Genomic DNA, 16,606 nt, shown 5'->3' on the forward strand with positions numbered 1-16,606 from the left:
CTGCGCGAGGCTTTTATTCCTGCGCAGAGCCATTAGGCCGTCGCCGAGCGGTTCGGGTCATTGCTAAGGCCGGCAAGGTTTTTGTTCAAAGCGGAGAGAGAGCCAGGGAAATTCCAATTTCGTGACGCCCTTCAAATCATGGGCGTCATTCAACGCGGGAGCTATTTGCGGTGGCGGGCCTGCCGGCGAACATCACCGGGTGTTTGGCCTGTCCAGGAACGGTAGGCTTTGGTGAAACCGGCCTGGTCGCTGAACCCCAGCTTCTCCGCAATGGAATCTAGCTGGATGACTGTATCGGTGAGGTACAGCGTGGCAAAGTTCTGGCGTATCTCGTTTCTGAGCGCCCTGAATGAAGTGCCTGCGGTCGACAGATGCTGTCGCAGGGTGCGCGGGCTCATGTCGAGCCGACGGGCAAGATTGTCCATGGTGCAGGGGCGGCCTGGCTGGCTCATGATCATCTCCCGCACCTGCATGACGGTCTCATCGGCCTGTTCGGACGGTTCCCGCTCTCGCGAGCGGGCGTTAGCCAGGATGAATTCCAGGCCGGTGTCGTCGTTGCGAATAGGGCGGCCGGACAACGGCATGGTGACCTGGCTGGCAGGAGCATTGAAGCGAAACTCACAGTCAGTGGCAATGCTGCGCCACTGCTCGGGTTCCAGGGATGAGTTGAAATCGAACTCAAAACAAAAGTGCTTACACACCTGGGATGAAATCCGGTGGATGCTGCCCATGTAGATCTTTGTCAGGCAGGGGCGAAGGTCGCCGAGCCCCCAGGTGTCGAGCAGTTGTATCCTGAAGGTGGACCCGGTTGAACTCAGATCCATATCCATTAGCGGCAGGCCCACGCGCAAGTACTGTACAATCATGCTGATCAGCCGGCGGGGGTTTTCCTGTCCGAGCACGGCAAAGCCAAGTAGTCCGTGGGCCGGGAGGTCCAGTTGCTGGCCAAACTGGAAGGCAGCCCTCTCGTCACCCATCAGCCACTCCGCTTTGCCCAGCAGTTGCCGGACCTGCCCCATGGACAGGCTCGCATCGGGATCATCCAGCATGTCGCTGGAGATGTCGGTATCTCCAAGGATGGCGTGACGCCTAACGCCTTTACGCTCCATAAACCGAATAAACTGCCGGGCGTAGCGCGCCGAGATCAGCGGCACTTCGAGCGCTATCGGGCTGGACGTTTCCACCGTTCGTTCCATGAGAGGTAGCCTTTTTTAACGGGAACTGCCGCGTTCAGCGTACAGTTGTTTACTCTGTCTTGGCCCAGTATAGGCAGGGTTATGCGGGTCGATTTTGTTCACCGGTCACGGTTCTGGTGTGATGGCCGGAAATGACAATGAAACATTCGTTAGATTTTGCAGGAGATCTCCTATTGAACGTTCCCTGTCCGGTGTGTGAAACACCTTCACTGGTGCCGTTCCAGACCATCAAAGACACACCGTATTATCGTTGTGAAACCTGTGAAGCCACAGTCATGGAAGGGTCTTGCTGGCTGGACGAGCGTCGGGAAAGGGAGATCTACAACCTCCACGACAATCATCCGGAAGATGAGGGCTATCGCCGCTTTCTTTCGAAGCTGACCGGCCCGTTACTCGAACAACTGGATGCGGGGGCACGCGGCCTGGATTTTGGCTGTGGCCCCGGCCCGGCGCTGGCCGGGATGCTGCGGGAAGCGGGTATGGATATGGCGCTCTATGATCCCTTCTTCCATCCGGAGACCTCCGTTCTGGAGCACCAATATGATTTCGTAACCTGCACAGAGGTGGTGGAACACCTTCATCGCCCGGCGGATACGTTCCGTCGGCTGGACAAATTGTTGAAACCCGGTGGTTGGCTGGGCGTGATGACCTGCTTTCAGACCGACGACCACCGCTTTGCCAACTGGCATTACAGGCGGGACCCCACCCACATCGTGTTTTACCGTGAGTCTACTTTGGTCTGGCTGGCCAGGGCGTATGGGTGGCGCCTGAATGTCCCGGCCAAAGACGTGGCGCTATTTCAGAAAATTTAGTGAGTCGGGGTAGGGCAGTTCAAAACGGGACACTCGACTGGGCGGGTTCCGTTGCTGTTTCTGTCGACACGGATGTTTCCATCGAAACGTTCAGGGGTGATGGCCTTGGCACAGCTGGCTGCGGTCTTCGATGCCGTGGCACAGCCTTGGGCGGCCAGTGCGTGGGCCAGGTTGTTCCAGCCTGCGGCCAGGTTCGGGAATTTGGCGGTCAGTCTCAGGAAATGTTGCGTGGCCAGATCCGCATGGCCCAGTTGCCAGGCAATATTACCCTGTCCCATGATGGCAGCCGGTTGGTCTGGCCAGGCCTGTTCGGCTGTTCGATAGGCTTCAGTGGCAGCAATGGTCCTGCCGGTGGTTTCCAGGTCGTTGGCGGATGTCAGATAGCGCAGGGGTTGCGCCGTCGCAGGTAATTGGTCGGGCGGCAGAATGACCGTGGCCCAATTGTCTGCACGGTCCCACGTGGCCATGAACACTTCCAGTGCCTGCTCGTGCTGCTCCTGGGTGCCCGTGTGAAGGATTATGGTACGGTCGCTGGCGTCGTAACCGATCACCACGGCGAAATGCCATTGTGGCCACCAGTCGAATCGCAAATTCTGCATCACCAGCACCGGGTGGCCAGACGTTATCTCCTCCAGCAGGCTTTTGAGTGAACCGTCCAGCGGGTAGACCACTAAGCCATGGGATCGGGCGGCGGACACCATTTCAACTTTCAGGCTGCCCTGGCGTGCAGGCAGGTACACCAGCTCCTTAAGCACGGCGGGATTGGTGTTCAGGCCCTGGCTGTTGAGCATCATGGCCAGGGACGCCGGGCCGCACTGGTAGAGTTCCTGAGCGTGGAAAGGTACGTGGTCCAGCACTTTCCGCTGGTCAACACCGGCCGTGTTCTGGGCGGTGGTGTCGGGCCATTGGGGACGGCTGGCGCAGCCCACTAGAATCGTTGCCAGTAGTAGACTGACAACGACTCGTAGCAGGTGCAGTTGGGTGGGATTGATCACGGAGCTGTTGCGCTACCGGATACAGTTGATGAACGGGAAGATGTTGGTGGCGCACAGCATGTCGGTGATGATGAACACCAGCAGGAACAAAACAATGATCCCGACAACGCCCTCGCCAACCGGAGCCTCGGCCAACTGTTGTTCAAAAGACGACAGTTCCTCTGGTGTCAGGTTCTGGATGCGCTGCTCAACCTGCTCCTGACTAACGCCCATCTCTGCCAGTTTTTCCTTTACGTCATCCCGCTCAAGCATATTGAGCAGCGACTGGCGGTCCAGATCGGTGCGTTGCTCGGTCAGCAGCTCATCGGTTCCAACCATGCCCGCTGAGGCTGACGATGCCCAAACGGAGCCGAAAGCCATCATGATGGCCATGACAAACGATACGTATCGCAGATGGTTTCTCAGGGTTTGCATTGCACTCTCCTGTTATTTTTCATTCAAGAAGCGGTCTTTCCGGTTGCTGCCTGCGATATAGCTGATCGCTAAATCCGACATTCAAGCTGACCTAATAGTAGCACGCGTTTTCTGCGTTCCAGGTTCCTCCGGATGAAGGACGCTTAAAACGTGGACAGTCCCGTTGCCTCCATCAATCTGTATTGCCAATACCGTATCCTGGACTCATCGGCCCAGGCATTGTAAGGCAGGCTCATCACCGGTGTTTCACCCGGCCCGTGGTTCCATTGCTCATCGAAGAAGCCGGCCGCTTTGCGAGCGATCTCTGAGTGCACGTTGGAGCGCACGAGCACGCTGGTTTCAAGGTTCAGGTCGTCGAGGTTGCGGCGGGTGAAATTGGCCGAGCCGAGCAGCAGTTGAGCGTTGCCGTGGGTGTCGCGCCTGATCAGTAATTTACTGTGGCACTGTTCACCTTCGGTATTGCACCAACGTACGGTAATGCCGGCGCCATTAAGCTCCATGGCCGCCTGTCGGTTGGGTATGCCACTTTTAGCCATACCAAAGGCATCGTTGTTGGCGTCCAGCAGTACCCGCACTTCGATACCGCGTTTGTGGGCTTCTTTCAGTTCTTCCAGCAACGTTCGGTGTGACAGGTAGAACATGGCCAGGTCCAGCCTGTCTCCTGCATTTGCGGTGCCAATGATGTCCCTGGCCGTGGCCCGTATGGCCGACTCTGTTAAGACCTGGATGGTATCGACCGAATCAATGCCGGCCGCGGCTTGTGGCAGGCTGCTGATCATTTCATCCACCACCTCGGTGTCTGCACCGGACATGGCCAGAACGGCACGCTCGCTGCGCAGCAGATCGGCCACGGCTGGCCCTCCGAATCGCAGGCCGATGTTGCTGTGCCTGCTACTGCCATCGTGGGGGTTGGCCGAGGTCACCAGGGCGTGGAAGCCCTCTGCGTTGTCGGTGATCAGTACTTTGCGGTGGTTGGCCTTGAAGTTGGGGAGTGCCAGGTAACTGCGCAGGGTGACCGGCTGCTCGCCGAGCGCGTTCGGTAGCCAGCCACCGGTTGCTGAATTGCCCATCCACTGACAACAGAAGCGCCACAGGCCGGACCAGGTCGGATTGCTGTCACGAAGGCGCTCCAACCTGGTTTCTATTACCGGAATGCCTGCCTGCCTTAGTTGCTGGAAATAAGGTGAGACCGTGCCGCCGTATACGGTGTTTATAGGGTCGGAAATAACGACAACACGCAAATCCGGATTCGCCTCCCGTTGCTTGAACAGTGCTTCGGTCAGCTCCCGAGCCAATGGCCGCTGACGGCTGCCCTCCTCACGGGTGCCATTGAAGAGGAACATGTCCACCAGGACGAAACGGCGGGCGGCCGAAATCATATTGAGGGCCTCATCGAAAATTTCGTGGTCCAGCCGTGGCTCTTCGTTGCCGAAATGCAGGGTCCTGTCGGTGAGCAGTCTGGCGTTCGTCAGAGGCTGCTCCGCGCCATGGAAACCGATACCGGGGGGCAAGGGCTTCAACGTGTGGTACAAGCCGGTAGTTGTGATGGTCAGAATAATTAGACCAATCAGTAACTTCACTGTCATTTTCATGCTTCCTGGCGGAAAAGATACAAAGACGAAACTATACTGCACAGGAACCCGTGCCGTCCTTACACCCATGTCATCCTGGATTAATAATGGCCGCGACGTGATCATGGTCCCAGGTAAACAAACACTTACAAAAAACGTCCGTCTTGAGCTATCGCTGCTGGCGTTCACTTTCTAAACTTGTTGGATCAATCATTTACGATAACGATTCCTGTGAATTCACTGGCTTTAATTGGTTCCCGTCTGTTCAGTCTGCGCCTGCTTATTGTTGTGCTGGCGCTGGTGTGTGTGTTTGTGGGTGACGCGTTGCCACTGTTGGGCTGGTTGGATCGGGTACTGTTCAGCGCGCTCGGCAACCCTGCGGGCATTGGCGATGCTGTTCGGGTTGTGGATATGACACCGGACGCATTCGCAACGGCGCTGCAGGCCCGGGGGCTTGTCGAGCCAGTGTGGTCAGCGCTGGCGATTCGCGCCGGATTGATGGCGTCGACGCTCATTCTGGTGCTCGCAGTTCCCAAAATGGGCGGCGCGGTCGCCCTGCCGGTGTTGTTGCTGATTGCCGGGGCGCTGGTGGTTCTGCAAGCAGCGTTCATGTTCTATCAGAGCGCCTGGCTGCCATTGGGTGAAGTGGTCACCCTGCTGATGGTCGGTTATGTCATTATGTTGTTCTGGCTGCAGCCGAAACGGGATATTATCGCGTTGTCGGAGAACGTCCGTGCAGCCCGCACCCGCCTTGGCCGCCTGTTGCTGCAACAGGGGCATTCCGATGAGGCGCTGGAAGTGCTGGCCGAATGCCCACCCACCGAAGAAACCCTGGCCCTGCAATACGATATTGCCATTCAGCAGGAGCGAAAACGTCAGTATGACAAAGCCTCTGCCACCTACCAGCAGATTCTTCAGCAGAAGCGAAAGTACCGGGACGCGGAAAAACGCCTGGCGGCACTCGGGAGCCTGACCACCGAGGCAACCGTTATTTCTCCCGGTGGTTTTGACAATACGCGAACCCTGGTCATGCCTGAGCAAAGCGTCAGCCGGCCCACCCTGGGCCGCTACGAGATCGAGCGTGAGATAGGGCGGGGCGCCATGGGTGTGGTCTATCTCGGCAAGGACCCCAAGATAGCCCGTACCGTGGCCATCAAGACGCTCAGTTACCAGACCTTTGAGGACAGCGAACTTCGGGACCTGAAATCACGCTTCTTTCGGGAAGCGGAGGCGGCGGGCCGCCTCAGCCACCCGGCGATTGTCACCGTGTACGACGTCGGGGAGGAAGCCGACCTTGCGTTTATCGCCATGGATTATGCCAAGGGCCGGCCGCTCAGTGAATTTGGCAAGCCGGGCCGATTGCTGCCATTGGCAACGGCGTTGGACATCGTCGCCCGGGTGGCGGATGCCCTTGATTACGCGCATCGCCAGAAAATCATCCATCGCGATATCAAACCGGGTAACATCATCTTCAATCCGGACAACGGTGAGATAAAAATTACCGATTTCGGCATTGCCAAGATCTCGGACGACTCCCGGACTCGCACCGGCAGTGTCATGGGCAGTCCACTGTATATGTCTCCGGAGCAGCTAAAGGGCCAGAAAGTCACCGGCGCCACCGACACCTACAGTCTGGGTATCACTCTGTACAAACTGGTCTGTGGGGAGACACCTTATCAAGGTGACACTCTCGCCAACTTGACCTACCAGATTCTGAACAAGCGCCCACGGAGTGTCCGCGAGTTCAACCCGGAACTTCCCAACGGTGTTGTCCGTCTGATTAATAAAGCCATACAACGGGAGCCTGACAAGCGCTTCCTGAGTGCCGCCACCATGGCAGAAGCGTTGCGAAGGCAGGCGAGCCGTGAGACAAGGGAGGAAGCATCGTGATGAACCCCCTGGTGGCTGGCATAACGGATGTCGGGGCGTTGCGAAAAACCAATCAGGACGCGATTGACTGGCGGGTCAGTGAGGATAACCGGCAGGTGCTGCTGGTAGTTGCCGATGGAATGGGCGGTTACCACGGCGGGGAAGTGGCCAGTCGCATAGCCGTGGATACGGTGATGGAGGTGCTGGTGCCCTGGTTGTCGCCGGATGAGGGTGTGCCGGAGGAGCCGGACGATGCCATCCAGTTTGCGATCAACCTGGCCAGCGAGCGAATTGCCGGTCGGAGGGCTACCGATGCGGACCTGGCCAAAATGGGGACCACGCTGGTTGTGGCCTGGGTGATTGACGGTGAGGCTCACATTGCTCACCTGGGAGATTCCCGCTGCTATCTCGTTCAAGGGAGCGAGCTGGTATGCCAGACTCGGGACGACACCGTGGTACAGAATATGCTGGACGATGGCAGCATCCGCCCTGATGACGTGCCCCATGTGCCTTTCCGTAATGTGCTCACGCGCGCGCTTGGCGCCTCATCGGCCATTGCCAGCTTCCGCCGCGTACGGTTGGCGGCTGGAGATTCCCTGTTGCTATGTTCCGATGGCCTTACGGGCGCTTTGCCGGAGGATCAATGGCAGTCGCTGATGTCTGTGTGTGAAACACCCGACGATAAGGTTCGGGCGCTGGTGGATGCGAGCCTTGATAACGAGGCGGCCGACAACGTGTCCGTTGTACTGTTGATTCTTAATTAATGGAGGAGGCCTGTATGGCGTCACTTTCCCAACTGGTGGACAATGTTGTGGTGACCACCTTTGAGCTGGATCAGGCGGAAATTCATGTCGGCAGGCGTGGCGATAACGATATCCGCATCGACGAGATTTCTGTCAGCGGCCATCACGCATTGATCGAGGCGGTGCCCAATGCCTACCTGGAAGGCACGGTAGACTACTACATCACCGACCAGAATAGCACCAACGGCACGTTTGTGAACGAACTCCGGATTGATCGACGCCAGCGCCTGAACAGTAACGACCTGGTTCGCATTGGCTGGAACGAATTCCGCTTCATTGACGAAGAGGAAAATGCGCTGGAGAAAACCGCCTACATACTGGATTAGTGGTCCATTGGCAGGCCGTCGAGCACCAGTCGGGAGAACCGACCGAGCAGGGACGTGGCGTTGGGCGCGTCGATCACGTTCTCAATCAGTGCCTTGGCATCCAGCCCTTCCTTTTCCAGATCGGGTGCCTGCACCTTGAGGTAGGCGCGCATCACCTCTGCTGAGAATTCCGGGTGGAACTGTATACCCCAGGCGCAGCGGCCCACACGAAAGGCCTGATGCGGTTCGAACTCGTTTCGGCCCAGAAGAACGGCATTTTCCGGCAACCGGAGTACGGACTGCCGGTGCGTTAATTGCGCCGGGAATGTTTGGGGTAACCCCTTGAATAAAGGGTCATCCATCGCAGCGTCCAGCAACTCTACCTGATGGGTGCCGGTTTCCCGGCCGCGTGGATTATAGCCAGCTTCGCCACCCAGCGCGTGGGCCAGCAACTGATGCCCGTAGCATACGCCAAGAACCGGTATTTCGTTGTTTACCGCTTCAGCTAGCCAGGTGCCTGCCTGTTCGCTCCAGGCGGCGCGATCACTCACCATGGCTGGTGAGCCGGTTACCACAATGCCGTCCCAGTCCCCGGGCTTGCCGGGAAGATCATCAACGGTGACATCCACCACCCGGAGATCGAGCTCCGGCGACAGTCTGGCAAGGAACCAGCTGTCGAAATCCCCGAATGCATCGAAAAGAGATGGGTAGGTAGTGCCTGTTTTGAGTATGACGACCCTGGCCAAGGTGATGCTCCCGTCAGTCTGCAATGACCGCGTTGTGGTAGACGTTCTGGACGTCGTCGAGGTCGTTCAGCATGTCCATGAATTTCTCGAACAGCTCAATGTCGTCGCCTTCGACAGTGGTGGTGGTCTGGGGCAGGAACTGGATCTCGTCCGCTTCAAACTCCAGGCCTTCAAATGCTTCCTGCAGTGCCTGTCGTGCCTTGGCGTATTCGGTGTGGGGTGCGAACACGGTAATCATGCCGTCTTCGTGTTCAATGTCGGTGACATCCACATCCGCCGTCATTAGCGCTTCCAGGGCCGCTTCCTCGTCGTCGCCCTTGAAACCGAGAATAGCGCAGTGATCGAACATGTGGCTGACGCTGCCCTGGGTGCCGATCTTGCATTTGGTCTTGGTGAACGCCAGGCGCACATCTCCGAAGGTGCGGTTGGGATTGTCGGTCAGGCAATCCACGATGGCCATGCAGTTGCCGGGGCCGAAACCTTCATAGCGGGCAGGGGAAAAGTCCTCACCGGCACCGCCGCGTGCTTTTTCCAGGGCCTTCTCAATCACGTGCGCAGGCACCTGATCTTTCTTGGCGCGGTCAATCAGGCCTCGCAGGCTGAGATTGGCGTCCGGGTCCGGGCCGCCGGACTTGGCGCATACATAAATTTCACGGCCGTACTTGCTGTAGACCTTGGTTTTGGCGGCGGCCGTTTTGGCCATGGAGTCTTTGCGATTCTGATAGGCTCTGCCCATTACGCTGCCTCAATGTCGTTTTCAAAGGTGCGGATTTTACTCGACTAGACTGGCTGGCGACAGCCTTATTTGTCGAGGCCGCCGATGACAACTCCATGATCAAAAAACGCCGTGTTTTAAGTGCTTTCAGGCCAACTTGGGGACCCTGCGGATGCCTTTGCGGATGCCCTGATCGAGGGCGGAACTGACCAGTTTGCCAGTAAAGGGCACGATGTCGTCAAAGGAAATGGTGTACTGGACACGAGTCCTGCCGTTGTCGGCATCGTCGAAACGGATGCGGCCGAGATGGTTGCGGATGGGGCTCATGCTGGAAATTGTGTACTCAATGAGCATACCCGGTTCGAAGGTAATGATGGTTTCTTCAAGGCCGATGGGACCGATGCCGATCTTACGGATGGACCCAAGGCCGTTGGGGTCGGCCTGATCGCTGTCTCGAATGCGCTTCACCGGTGCTCCCAATAACTTCCCGAAGCGCTCATGATCCGCAAACAGCGCAAACACACGATTGCGCGGCACATCAAATGTTTCATCAATTTCAATCTTGTAGTTCGCCATGTATGAACTCTTCAGAGACGATTTTCAATAGGGTATCCGGTTAAGTGTTACAACAAAAGTGACGTGGTGGCAATGACCGACCGATGACCCAAAAGGGCTGAATGGAAGGTGGGGGACAGGTACACTGAGCCTCGTGGTGCATTCGACGCTACACTTTCTATACAGCCCGATAAGGTGCACGGACCTGCATGAACAACGACAATGAACAACCCGCACGCTCAGATCTCGCGACACCACTGAATGGCCTCTTTGGCCTCGGGATACTCTATACCCTTTACGTTGCCCATCAGATAATCCTGCCAATTGTCCTGGCGGTCCTGACCAGCCTGTTGCTATTTCCCCTCGTCAAAAAAGCCTACGACAAAATCGGGATCCCAAGGGTGCTCAGCTCATTGGTATTGATGGTCGTGATGATCGCAAGTCTGGCGGGCATTGGGGCTGCCGTTGCTACTCCGGCCCTGGAGTGGGCACAGGAGGCGCCACAGGGAATCTCCCGACTGCTCATGGGTGAGAGCGGCATAAAAAGCCAGATCGAAAAGGTCAACGAATCGGCAAAGAAAGTGGAAGAGTCCATGGACGAACTGTCCAAAGACGAGAAAACCACAACCAACACCGTCGTCCTGAAGACGGACTCGTGGCGCAACCAGCTATTGAACAAGGCCCGTAACGGTGCCGCCGGCCTCGCGCTGGCGCTGGCCCTGACCTATTTCCTGCTGGTGGGCGGTGACCGCATCATCCTCAACTTCGTGCGACAGCTCCCGAAACGACAGCGCCGCAATGTGCTCCAGATTGCCCGCGATTCCCAGCAACAAATCGCCCAGTACCTGGCGGTACTCAGTCTCAGCAACCTGCTGGTTGGCATCACCACCGGGCTCATCTGCTGGGCTGTCGGCCTGCCGGATCCGGCCGTCTGGGGCCTTGTTGCCGGTCTGGCCAGATTCATCCCCTACCTGGGCGTCATCCTGACCATCATCCTGCTGGCAGTTGTGTCTGCGACCAGCCTCGACACACTCTGGATGATGGCCATCGCCCCGCTCGGCTACCTGGCCCTTACCTCCACCGTCGGTTTTTTCATCGAACCCTGGATCCACGGTTTCCGTATGGCCATCAACCCCGTAGTCATCTTCGTGTCCATCTTCTTCTGGGGGTGGTTGTGGGGCCCGGTTGGTGTGCTGCTGGCCGTCCCCCTGATGACCATCATCCAGGTGGTTCTCAAACAGATCCCGAAACTGCGGCCGATTTACAAGGTTATTGCGCGGTAAAAGCTGCTGGGGGCCCTGACACTGCTTTGAATCTGGCCTATCCTGACCTGATATCCAGCAAAACAGGAGCAGAACGCCCATGATCCCGACGACCATGAAAGCCATGCTGCTCACCGGCCACGGTGGCATCGAAAAACTGGAATACACCGAAGACGTACCTGTTCCCACTCCTGGTGAGGGAGACGTGCTCGTCCAGGTCACCGCCACCGCCAAGAACAACACCGACCGCAAAGCGCGGGAGGGCCTATACCCCACCAAGGATAAGGGCGACGTAACCTCCTTCCAGATGGGTGGCTCACCCACGCTGACGTTCCCCAGAGTTCAAGGTGCGGACGTTGTTGGGCGTGTTGTCGCCGTGGGGCAGGGTGTGGACGAAACACGGGTCGGCCAACGGGGCCTGTTGGACTTCAACCTCTACGCCGACGACCGCCGGGATATCAACCTGACCCCGGACTACTACGGCCACGGCGCCGATGGTGGGTTCGCGGAATATATCGCCGTGCCTTCCGACCAGTTCCACCATGTCGAGAATGCCGATTTGGCCGATGCCGAACTTGCCGCCATGGGCATGTGCTCCTACCAGACCGCCTTGCACATGCTCACATCCGCACGGGTAAAAGCAGGCGAGCACATCCTTGTAACCGGTGCCAGCGGTGGCGTTGGCACCGCCCTTATCCAGCTTTGCCGCATCATGGGGGCGATTCCCTATGCGCTGAGCCAACGTGATAAGGCCGATGCATTGCTCAAACTGGGCGCCGAAGCCGTGCTGGACCGTTCCGACATGGATAACTTCACGGACAAGGTGCGGTCTGTCACTGGTGGTCGGCCGATTGATGCCGTGATGGACCTGGCCGGTGGCGAGATGACTGACCAGTTTATCGATACCATGATCTTCGACATGAACGGCCGCAATGATTACCCAAGGCTCAGCATCGCCGGCGCCAGTGCCGGGAATGTCAGCGAAATCATGTGGACACGGATCTACCTGTATCAGGTGCAGGTGTTCGGCGTGTCACATGGTACCCGTGAAGAAGCGGAACAACTGGTTGCCTGGATTCGCAGCGGTCAGTTGAAGCCGGTACTTCACGCTGCTTTCAGGTTGTCTGAACTGCACGAAGCTGAACGCTATTTCGTCAATCGCAACAGCAACTACCTGGGCAAAATCGTGATCGTTCCTGATGCCCAATGGGCCGAGCATGGCGCCCCGTATGCCCTGGAGAAGCCCTGATGCATCCTGAACTCAAACTGCAACTGATGGACACCCACGCCGGCGGTGATGTAAGCCGAATCGTAACTGGCGGCATCTGCCCACTTCCGGGGGACACCGTGCGCGCCCAGATGGAGTACCTGCGGGACAAGGCGGATGGCCTGCGCACCCTGCTGCTGGAAGAGCCCTACGGCATCCCCGAAATGTCCGTGGACTTGCTGGTGCCGCCCACAAATCCCGAGGCGGTCGCCGGTTACATCATCATGGAAGTGATGGGATATCCGATCTACTCCGGTTCCAACACCATCTGTACCGCCACAGCGGTGCTGGAGAGTGGCATCGTCGCCAAGCGGGAAGGGTGGCAGAGTTTCGCCCTGGAAGCGCCAGCGGGCCTGGTCCACATCGACGCTCTTGTCCGGGACGGAGTTGTGGAAGCCATTACCTGTGGCGGGCTACCCAGTTACATTGACACCTACCAAGCCAGTATCCACGTGCCCTCGATCGGTGACGTATCCTACAGCGTGGCCTACAGCGGTGGTTTCTACGCCCTGGTGGACGCGACAAGCCTGGGATTTTCCCTGACCCTGGACGAAGAACGCAAACTCAGCGAATGCGCCTATCAGATCGTGGAGGCCATCCAGGCAGAGCGCGGCTTCTCCCACTACACGCTGGGTGATGTCGGACCCTTGCCCTTCCTCCATTTCATGGGGCCGGTTGAACAATTGTCTGATCATTCGTATCGCTCCCGGTCGGCCACTTATGTCCATCCGGGTGTCATCTGCCGCAGCACCACCGGCACGGGTACTTCCGCCCGGCTTGCGTTAATGAACTACGAGGGCAAAATCAGCCCGGGTGACCGCCTGGAAACCGTCTCCCTCCGTGAAACCGGGTTTATCGGAGAGTTCACCGGCGTGCGCCAGGAAGGGGAACACCAAGTGGTCGAGAATACCATCACCGGCAAGAGCTACGTGCTGAACCGGGCCGATATCATCGTTAATTGCGATGACCCGATGGTGGACTGTGGGGGCCTTACTCACATCCTTACCAGCGCACGCTCGGACGAAAACCAGCCGGGTTGATGTCGGAACCTGGCACAAACACTGCTTTGGTTGTGATGCGGGCCCGTGATTGGTAAGCATCCGACAGAGTGAGCACCCAAAAGCGCACCAGAAAGGTGCGACAAGCCCCAGTTTGGGGACATCCACCGTGGTGACATGGTGTTTTGTGGAATTGGCGTCAAAGTGATCAAACCTAAGCGTGGCCCCTACGATCTGCCTGATTAGCGGCGGGCAATGCCCAACAGAAAAGGTGTCACAAGTGGAAATGATCATGATGAGCAAAGAATTGATGACTGCAAAAATCCTGGAAGCTAAAGCGACCAAGGGCGTCTCCTGGGAAGCTCTTTCCGAAGCCATCGGCCTGTCACCAGTATTTACAACCTCCGGCTGCCTGGGCATGAACAGCATGACCGAGGACAAAGCGCTTGCGGTGTGCGAAACCCTTGGTCTTGATATGGTGGTGGCCGAAGCCCTGCAGGTTTGCCCGAAAAAGGCCTGGGACGGTGCTGTTCCCCAGGACCCTCTGATCTACCGTCTCTATGAGGTGGTCGGTGTGTATGGCGACACCCTGAAAGAACTCATCCACGAAAAATTCGGCGATGGCATCATGAGCGCCATCGACTTCACCATGCACGTGGACAAGGAGGAGAACCCCAAGGGTGACCGGGTTGTGGTTACCATGAACGGTAAGTTTCTGCCTTATAAGGCTTGGTGATCGGTTTTTGTTTCTGAGTTGCCTTCTCTTTCGTAGCCCGAGGGTTTTGCGGGCGGATACGGGGGGGGCTAACCGACAGCTCCAGGTCGACCTTTCCAGTCGCTTTTCTTTTTTTCGCGAACACGCCGTGGTTGGCTCGGCGCGGGGTGGTATCTGGATTTTTCGCCAGAAAAAGATGTCTGAGCGAAGCGAGTTCTTTTTCAAGAGAAATACAGATGCCACCCCGCAAGCCCGCTCGCAAAACCCTCAGGCTACGAAAGAGAAGGTAACTCCCAAAGCCTCAGGCAGTCTGAACCCGAACCCCCGAAACCTGACCAAGAGCAACCTCTGCGACCGTATGCAACTTCTCCAGTTGCGACTGGAGCATGGCAATCGGCCGGGTTCCCTCCAGGGTCAGGGTGATATCGAGATGCTCCCCGGCGGATTCCACCGCCATTGTGGCAATCCGGAAACCGCGAATACGGACCACCTGGCAAAGGCGCTCCAGGGCGGCCGCTTCCTGTGACATGCGGCAGTTGATTTTATAGCTCGGTGTTGAGGGCTCGCTTTGCGGTTTCATGCAACGTTTTCCTTGTTGTTGGTGCGTCGGGTTTCGTCGATCATTTCGCGGTTGCTGGCGCCGGGTTTGACGATGGGCCAGACGTTCTCCTCACGGCTGATGGCCACGTGCAAAAGCATCGGGCCGTTGTAGGCCAGAATGGTTTCGATGCCGCGGCGGATCTGGTCGGTACGGTTGATATGCAACGCCGGGATCTCAAAGGCGCGGGCCATGGCGACGAAGTCCGGGTTGTCATCCAGATTGATCTGGCTTTCCCGGTTGTCGTAGAACAACTCCTGCTGCTGGCGGACCATGCCCAGGCATTGGTTGTCCATGACGATCAGTTTTACCGGCAGGTTATAGCGGCGGATGGTGGCCAGTTCCTGAGCGTTCATCATGAACGATCCGTCGCCCGTCACGTTGATCACCGTGCTGTTGCGGTCTGCAAACTGGGCGCCGATGGCGGCGGGCAGGCCGAAGCCCATGGTGCCCAGGCCGCCACTGGTGAGGTGGTGGCGAGGGTGGTCAAACTCGTAGTGCTGGGCTACCCACATCTGGTGCTGGCCAACGTCGCAGGCGATGACGGTATCGTCCCGGGCAATTCGGGAGAGCTGGCGAACAAAGGCCGGGCCGGTGATCGGGGCCAGAGGTTCTTCGTTGTCAGCGGCGTGGAAGCCGCCGGTGGTATGCCAGGTTCGGCACTGTTTTTGCCAATCGTCTATGACCAGCGGCTTATCCTGCAAGGCATTGGTCAGAGCTTCGAGAATGTCATTCAGATCCCCGCGAATAGCCAGTTCGGTTGGGCGCAGTTTGTTGATCTCGGCGGCGTCGGCATCAATGTGGATCATCTTCGCGTTGGGGGCGAAGCCATTCAGGTTGCCGGTGGCGCGATCGTCCAGGCGGGCACCGATAACCAGCAGCAGGTCGCATTCATCCACTGCTTTATTGGCCGCCCGGGAACCATGCATGCCCAGCATGCCCAGGTTGTAAGGGTTATGTTTGCCGGGGTTGCCGATACCTTTGAGTGTTACCACCGCTGGCAGGGCGGCGGATTCAGCAAACGTGCGAAAGCGGTCTTCAGCATGGGCCAGGCTGATGCCGCCGCCGCTGTAAAGGATGGGTTTGCGGGCCGCCCGCAGCATGGTGAGTGCTTCGGCCAGATCCGGGAAGCTGGTCTCCGGTGGCTGGGACCGGGGCAAGGGGGTATCGCTGACGTCCGTCAGCAACAGATCCTTGGGAATATCAATCCACACCGGTCCCGGCCGCCCACTTTGGGCCAGATCCATGGCTTCTTCCATGATAGCGGGCAGGGCGTTGGCATCGTCAATCAGGTAACTGTGTTTGACGATGCCCAGCGTCATACCTAATACGTCGGTTTCCTGGAAGGCGTCGGTACCGATCAGGCCGGAAGGCACCTGGCCGGTGATGACCAGCATCGGAATGGAATCCCGGTGGGCATTGGCAACGCCTGTGATCAGGTTGGTGGCGCCGGGGCCGGAGGTGGCAATACAGACGCCCAGCTTGCCGCTTGCACGTGCGTAGCCGTCGGCGGCAAGGGCGCAAGCCTGCTCGTGGCGGCACAGAACGTGCTCCACGCCCACATCGTCCACCAGAGCATCGTATAGCGGCATGATGCAGCCGCCTGGATACCCGAAAACCGTGCCGATGTTGTGACGGTGGAACGCGTCAAGAATGTGCTGTGCGCCGTTCATGGTCGTTTTCCCTTTTTCCTGGTGCAAAAAAAAGCCCCCGGGACCTTTCGGTGCCGGGGGCTTTCGTGTGTTTGTCGAGTCTGTTTCTATCTCACTCGCTTGTCCACGCAGA

17 protein-coding genes are annotated in these 16,606 nt (G+C 57.9%); 8 read left to right on the forward strand and 9 right to left on the reverse strand.

Translation table 11 applies throughout. The annotated features are described in order from the left end of the window. Positions 1–161: 161 nt before the first annotated feature. Complete coding sequence (locus AC0B60_RS01560) at positions 162–1,196, reverse strand: AraC family transcriptional regulator (RefSeq protein WP_465083496.1); 1,035 nt, start codon at positions 1,194–1,196, stop codon at positions 162–164. A gap of 137 nt (positions 1,197–1,333) precedes the next feature. Here AC0B60_RS01560 and AC0B60_RS01565 point away from each other — a divergent pair, with 137 nt between their 5' ends. After that, positions 1,334–2,008, forward strand: coding sequence for a class I SAM-dependent methyltransferase (locus AC0B60_RS01565; RefSeq protein WP_465083497.1), 675 nt, complete (start codon positions 1,334–1,336; stop codon positions 2,006–2,008). On the opposite strand, the gene AC0B60_RS01570 is transcribed toward AC0B60_RS01565, so the two are convergent. From AC0B60_RS01570 to AC0B60_RS01580, 3 genes are all read right to left on the reverse strand, one after another. Then, positions 2,005–3,003: a PA2778 family cysteine peptidase gene (locus tag AC0B60_RS01570; RefSeq protein WP_465083499.1), complete on the reverse strand. Its 999-nt coding sequence runs from the start codon at positions 3,001–3,003 to the stop codon at positions 2,005–2,007. The genes AC0B60_RS01565 and AC0B60_RS01570 overlap by 4 nt on opposite strands. A gap of 12 nt (positions 3,004–3,015) precedes the next feature. Further along, positions 3,016–3,417, reverse strand: a complete 402-nt coding sequence (locus tag AC0B60_RS01575) for a PA2779 family protein (protein ID WP_465083500.1) — start codon at positions 3,415–3,417, stop codon at positions 3,016–3,018. 143 nt (positions 3,418–3,560) lie between these two features. Then, positions 3,561–5,003 (reverse strand): phospholipase D-like domain-containing protein, encoded by a 1,443-nt coding sequence (locus AC0B60_RS01580; RefSeq protein ID WP_465083501.1) that lies wholly within the window; start codon positions 5,001–5,003, stop codon positions 3,561–3,563. A gap of 216 nt (positions 5,004–5,219) precedes the next feature. Here AC0B60_RS01580 and AC0B60_RS01585 point away from each other — a divergent pair, with 216 nt between their 5' ends. From AC0B60_RS01585 to AC0B60_RS01595, 3 genes are read left to right on the forward strand one after another with little or no spacing between them, the layout of a single operon-like run. Continuing rightward, on the forward strand, positions 5,220–6,878 hold the full coding sequence (locus AC0B60_RS01585) for a protein kinase domain-containing protein (RefSeq protein WP_465083502.1): 1,659 nt from the start codon (positions 5,220–5,222) through the stop codon (positions 6,876–6,878). Further along, positions 6,878–7,621, forward strand: a complete 744-nt coding sequence (locus tag AC0B60_RS01590; RefSeq protein WP_465083929.1) for a PP2C family protein-serine/threonine phosphatase — start codon at positions 6,878–6,880, stop codon at positions 7,619–7,621. Before AC0B60_RS01585 ends, AC0B60_RS01590 begins: the two co-directional genes overlap by 1 nt. A 14-nt stretch (positions 7,622–7,635) precedes the next feature. Continuing rightward, complete coding sequence (locus tag AC0B60_RS01595; protein WP_465083504.1) at positions 7,636–7,986, forward strand: FHA domain-containing protein; 351 nt, start codon at positions 7,636–7,638, stop codon at positions 7,984–7,986. On the opposite strand, the gene AC0B60_RS01600 is transcribed toward AC0B60_RS01595, so the two are convergent. The 3 genes from AC0B60_RS01600 to AC0B60_RS01610 all read right to left on the reverse strand — a co-directional run bounded on the left by AC0B60_RS01600 (position 7,983) and on the right by AC0B60_RS01610 (position 10,002). Continuing rightward, complete coding sequence (locus AC0B60_RS01600) at positions 7,983–8,711, reverse strand: glutamine amidotransferase (RefSeq protein WP_465083505.1); 729 nt, start codon at positions 8,709–8,711, stop codon at positions 7,983–7,985. The genes AC0B60_RS01595 and AC0B60_RS01600 overlap by 4 nt on opposite strands. A 13-nt stretch (positions 8,712–8,724) precedes the next feature. Next, positions 8,725–9,447 carry a YebC/PmpR family DNA-binding transcriptional regulator gene (locus AC0B60_RS01605; RefSeq protein ID WP_465083506.1) on the reverse strand — a complete coding sequence of 241 codons (723 nt, stop codon included), beginning with the start codon at positions 9,445–9,447 and terminating at the stop codon, positions 8,725–8,727. A gap of 126 nt (positions 9,448–9,573) precedes the next feature. Continuing rightward, on the reverse strand, positions 9,574–10,002 hold the full coding sequence (locus AC0B60_RS01610) for an SRPBCC family protein (RefSeq protein ID WP_465083507.1): 429 nt from the start codon (positions 10,000–10,002) through the stop codon (positions 9,574–9,576). Positions 10,003–10,190: 188 nt separating this feature from the next. Here AC0B60_RS01610 and AC0B60_RS01615 point away from each other — a divergent pair, with 188 nt between their 5' ends. The 4 genes from AC0B60_RS01615 (at position 10,191) to cynS (ending at position 14,244) form a co-directional block, all read left to right on the forward strand. After that, positions 10,191–11,264 carry an AI-2E family transporter gene (locus AC0B60_RS01615; RefSeq protein ID WP_465083508.1) on the forward strand — a complete coding sequence of 358 codons (1,074 nt, stop codon included), beginning with the start codon at positions 10,191–10,193 and terminating at the stop codon, positions 11,262–11,264. Positions 11,265–11,343: 79 nt separating this feature from the next. Beyond that, on the forward strand, positions 11,344–12,492 hold the full coding sequence (locus AC0B60_RS01620; protein ID WP_465083509.1) for a zinc-binding dehydrogenase: 1,149 nt from the start codon (positions 11,344–11,346) through the stop codon (positions 12,490–12,492). After that, positions 12,492–13,550 (forward strand): proline racemase family protein, encoded by a 1,059-nt coding sequence (locus AC0B60_RS01625; protein WP_465083510.1) that lies wholly within the window; start codon positions 12,492–12,494, stop codon positions 13,548–13,550. Before AC0B60_RS01620 ends, AC0B60_RS01625 begins: the two co-directional genes overlap by 1 nt. A 250-nt stretch (positions 13,551–13,800) precedes the next feature. Continuing rightward, positions 13,801–14,244 (forward strand): cyanase, encoded by a 444-nt coding sequence (gene cynS / locus AC0B60_RS01630; protein WP_465083511.1) that lies wholly within the window; start codon positions 13,801–13,803, stop codon positions 14,242–14,244. A 280-nt stretch (positions 14,245–14,524) separates the two neighbouring features. Here the strand turns inward: cynS and AC0B60_RS01635 are convergent, their stop codons facing one another. Both AC0B60_RS01635 and ilvG read right to left on the reverse strand, forming a co-directional pair. After that, positions 14,525–14,803 carry an ACT domain-containing protein gene (locus AC0B60_RS01635; protein ID WP_465083512.1) on the reverse strand — a complete coding sequence of 93 codons (279 nt, stop codon included), beginning with the start codon at positions 14,801–14,803 and terminating at the stop codon, positions 14,525–14,527. After that, positions 14,800–16,494: an acetolactate synthase 2 catalytic subunit gene (gene ilvG, locus AC0B60_RS01640; protein ID WP_465083513.1), complete on the reverse strand. Its 1,695-nt coding sequence runs from the start codon at positions 16,492–16,494 to the stop codon at positions 14,800–14,802. Before ilvG ends, AC0B60_RS01635 begins: the two co-directional genes overlap by 4 nt. Positions 16,495–16,606 lie beyond the last annotated feature (112 nt).

The organism is Marinobacter sp. V34 (assembly GCF_055524115.1).

Excerpts from the sequence above, each read along its gene's own strand:
- AC0B60_RS01560 (WP_465083496.1), bottom strand. The coding sequence starts at position 1,196 with ATGGAACGAACGGTGGAAACGTCCAGCCCGATAGCGCTCGAAGTGCCG.
- AC0B60_RS01565 (WP_465083497.1), top strand. The coding sequence starts at position 1,334 with ATGAAACATTCGTTAGATTTTGCAGGAGATCTCCTATTGAACGTTCCC.
- AC0B60_RS01575 (WP_465083500.1), bottom strand. The coding sequence starts at position 3,417 with ATGCAAACCCTGAGAAACCATCTGCGATACGTATCGTTTGTCATGGCC.
- AC0B60_RS01580 (WP_465083501.1), bottom strand. The coding sequence starts at position 5,003 with ATGACAGTGAAGTTACTGATTGGTCTAATTATTCTGACCATCACAACT.
- AC0B60_RS01590 (WP_465083929.1), top strand. The coding sequence starts at position 6,878 with ATGAACCCCCTGGTGGCTGGCATAACGGATGTCGGGGCGTTGCGAAAA.
- AC0B60_RS01595 (WP_465083504.1), top strand. The coding sequence starts at position 7,636 with ATGGCGTCACTTTCCCAACTGGTGGACAATGTTGTGGTGACCACCTTT.
- AC0B60_RS01605 (WP_465083506.1), bottom strand. The coding sequence starts at position 9,447 with ATGGGCAGAGCCTATCAGAATCGCAAAGACTCCATGGCCAAAACGGCC.
- AC0B60_RS01610 (WP_465083507.1), bottom strand. The coding sequence starts at position 10,002 with ATGGCGAACTACAAGATTGAAATTGATGAAACATTTGATGTGCCGCGC.
- AC0B60_RS01615 (WP_465083508.1), top strand. The coding sequence starts at position 10,191 with ATGAACAACGACAATGAACAACCCGCACGCTCAGATCTCGCGACACCA.
- AC0B60_RS01620 (WP_465083509.1), top strand. The coding sequence starts at position 11,344 with ATGATCCCGACGACCATGAAAGCCATGCTGCTCACCGGCCACGGTGGC.
- AC0B60_RS01625 (WP_465083510.1), top strand. The coding sequence starts at position 12,492 with ATGCATCCTGAACTCAAACTGCAACTGATGGACACCCACGCCGGCGGT.
- cynS (WP_465083511.1), top strand. The coding sequence starts at position 13,801 with ATGATGAGCAAAGAATTGATGACTGCAAAAATCCTGGAAGCTAAAGCG.
- AC0B60_RS01635 (WP_465083512.1), bottom strand. The coding sequence starts at position 14,803 with ATGAAACCGCAAAGCGAGCCCTCAACACCGAGCTATAAAATCAACTGC.
- ilvG (WP_465083513.1), bottom strand. The coding sequence starts at position 16,494 with ATGAACGGCGCACAGCACATTCTTGACGCGTTCCACCGTCACAACATC.